The sequence below is a fragment of the Candidatus Magnetominusculus dajiuhuensis genome (assembly GCF_046044395.1).
In the GTDB taxonomy this organism is placed as follows: Bacteria; Nitrospirota; Thermodesulfovibrionia; order Thermodesulfovibrionales; family Magnetobacteriaceae; genus Magnetominusculus; species Magnetominusculus dajiuhuensis.
Genome location: NZ_JBJUSG010000215.1, coordinates 1 through 2,463, shown reverse-complemented (window position 1 = coordinate 2,463; position 2,463 = coordinate 1). Strand labels below are relative to the sequence as shown.

General features: G+C 46.2%; 2 protein-coding genes. Both read right to left on the bottom strand.

What is annotated here, in order from left to right; genetic code table 11:
- Window positions 1-234: 234 nt before the first annotated feature.
- The gene (locus AB7D94_RS16960; protein WP_420267251.1) at window positions 235-1,755 is read right to left on the bottom strand and encodes an InlB B-repeat-containing protein; all 1,521 of its coding nucleotides are present in this window, start codon (window positions 1,753-1,755) and stop codon (window positions 235-237) included.
- A 242-nt stretch (window positions 1,756-1,997) separates the two neighbouring features.
- A complete protein-coding gene (locus tag AB7D94_RS16955; protein WP_420267250.1) occupies window positions 1,998-2,279 on the bottom strand; it encodes a hypothetical protein in 282 nt (93 codons plus the stop codon).
- Window positions 2,280-2,463 lie beyond the last annotated feature (184 nt).

Genomic DNA, 2,463 nt, shown 5'->3' with positions numbered 1-2,463 from the left:
AGGGATGCCCTCGCAGGGAAATCAACGGGTGTAGTTATTTAGACGCTTACGAACAAAAAATTTGGAGACTGTTCAACAAACTGTGTCATTCCTCTCACTCCACGACATTTCTATCTGAACTTTCGCACCAAGGAATAGTGCATTTACCCGTAGACCGGACAAGCCGGAATGGCGGCCATTAAGCCGCCATTCGCAATTACTTAAACTTTACTACTCAGAACTCATGCCCTTTACTCATTTCCAGCTTACCCCTAAGGCGTACCAGTTGCCATTGTAATAAGTGAACATGTTTCCATCTGGCCAGGCCACAAGGGCAGCACCGTTGGTAAACCATTGGCCATAGTATGTGACCCCGCCGTATGTTCCCGTAATGATGTTTCCAGATATTGACCCAAACCACGAAGCAGACTGATTATAGATTGCGGTCATCTTCAAGACTGACTTACCTAATGTTCGCCAGTTTACCCCTAAAGCATACAAAGTACCGTTATAATAAGTGTACAAATTTCCATCTGTCCAGGCTACAATGGTAGCACCATTTGTAAACAATTGGCCATAGTATGTGACCCCGCCGGATGTTGCCGCAACTACGCTTCCAGATGTTGACCCGAACCACGATGCCGCTTGATTATAGATTGCCGTAATTGCCTCGGAGGCATAGGCAGTGTCATAGTTTCCTGTATAAATATAACCCCCGCCGCCGGCTGGAGCAACGAGCTTTGTACCGTCTGATGAGGACGCTACTGAATTCCAAGCTCGGCTGCCTGCACCAGTTTGCTGACCCCATGTAGCGCCTGAATCGGTTGAGGTATAAATATAATCACCATAAGTCACAGCCGCGAGCTTTGTCCCGTCTGATGAGGACGCTACTGACCACCAATTTTGGCTGCCTGCACCAGTGCGCTTAGTCCAAGTAGCGCCTGAATCGGTTGAGGTATAAATATAATCACCGTACATAGCTACAGCAACGAGCTTTGTACCGTCTGACGAGGACGCTACTGACCACCAATTTCGGCTGCCTGCACCAGTTTGCGCAGTCCATGTGTACGTGTAAAATGTTGCTGATACAGACTTATCCGCCGACATCGTAACTGTACATTGAGAACCGATTGTGGAATCACACCCTGACCAACTGGTAAAAGTAGAGTTGTCCGAGGCCGCCGCCGTTAGCGTTACCGATGTTCCCGACCTGTAGGCTGTGGTGCCGGTGCTGCCGCTCCAACTGAGAGTCCCGCTTGACGCTGTTACAGTGCCTGAACCCGTGCCGGATTTCGTTACGCTCAGGATATATGAATATACCCCTGTTGATGCGGCTGTCCAAGTGCCACTTCCAGAGTTGGAACAAGAGCCGCCGTACGCCATAGAGAAAGATGACGACCACGTGCCGGTTAATGCCGTACTACTGGTAAAGTTGCCCTTAACAGAAAGAGAATATGATCCATAATCGCTTATTGCAGAACTACTCCAACTCTTAGTTGCTGTAAAATTTCCACTTCCATCGACCGATATATCTGAAAACGCAGCCGCAAAATTATAACTACTGTAACAACTTCCACTGGTACTAGCTGTTATTGTAAGTCCTTTTACCACACCGTCCGAGGTCACCGTAAAATCATTGCCTTGACTTGTTGTCCAAATGATTTGACTTGCAGACGCTAAAGAGCTAAGGCAAAAGACTGCTATTAATAAAACCACAACAGATACTACATAGTACTTCTTTTCTGTCGCCAAAAGCGCCCTTATCTTCTCTTTCATTCTGGTATCCTCCTTTTCCCCTTTATTAATAAGACACTGCTTATTATCTATTGTCTATTTGTTAACTTTTATATACAAGTATACATTATCCGGTTAATGTTTTGGTAGGGCGTAAACTTTCGTCCACGCCCAGCTAACCGTATGATTAGTCCCAACTATTCCATGACAGGCCCTCAACAGGTTGCTCTCCGGCAGAATCTGTCTGCGTTTCATCTGTTAACATCAGGGTTTATGCCCTGTATTTATTTCCAGCTTACCCCTAAGGCATACCAGTTGCCATTGTAATAAGTGAACATGTTTCCATCTGGCCAGGCTACAAGGTCAGCACCGTTGGTAAACCATTGGCCATAGTATGTGGCCCCGCCGTATGTTCCCGTAATGATGTTTCCGGATGTTGACCCAAACCACGAAGCAGCCTGATTATAGATTGCGGTAATTGCCGCGGAAGCAGCGTCGTAGGTATATACTCCTGTATAAACATTACCACCTGTTATAGCGAGCTTCGTCCCATCTGACGAGGACATGATTGCGTTCCAATAAACAGTTCCTGAAATTGAACCACTAAGGGAAAAACTGTTGTTACTCCATGTTATACCACTGGCTGTGACATCATATGTATAAGATGTACTGGAAGGGAATGTCAAGTTATTTGTGAAACCCTATAACCGACATAGAGAAGCGAAAAGAGTTAAAAGCCCCCGTGCTTTA

What these genes read in the sequence shown, in the direction of transcription:
- AB7D94_RS16955 (WP_420267250.1), bottom strand. Translation starts at nt 2,279, where the DNA reads ATGTCCTCGTCAGATGGGACGAAGCTCGCTATAACAGGTGGTAATGTT.
- AB7D94_RS16960 (WP_420267251.1), bottom strand. Translation starts at nt 1,755, where the DNA reads ATGAAAGAGAAGATAAGGGCGCTTTTGGCGACAGAAAAGAAGTACTAT.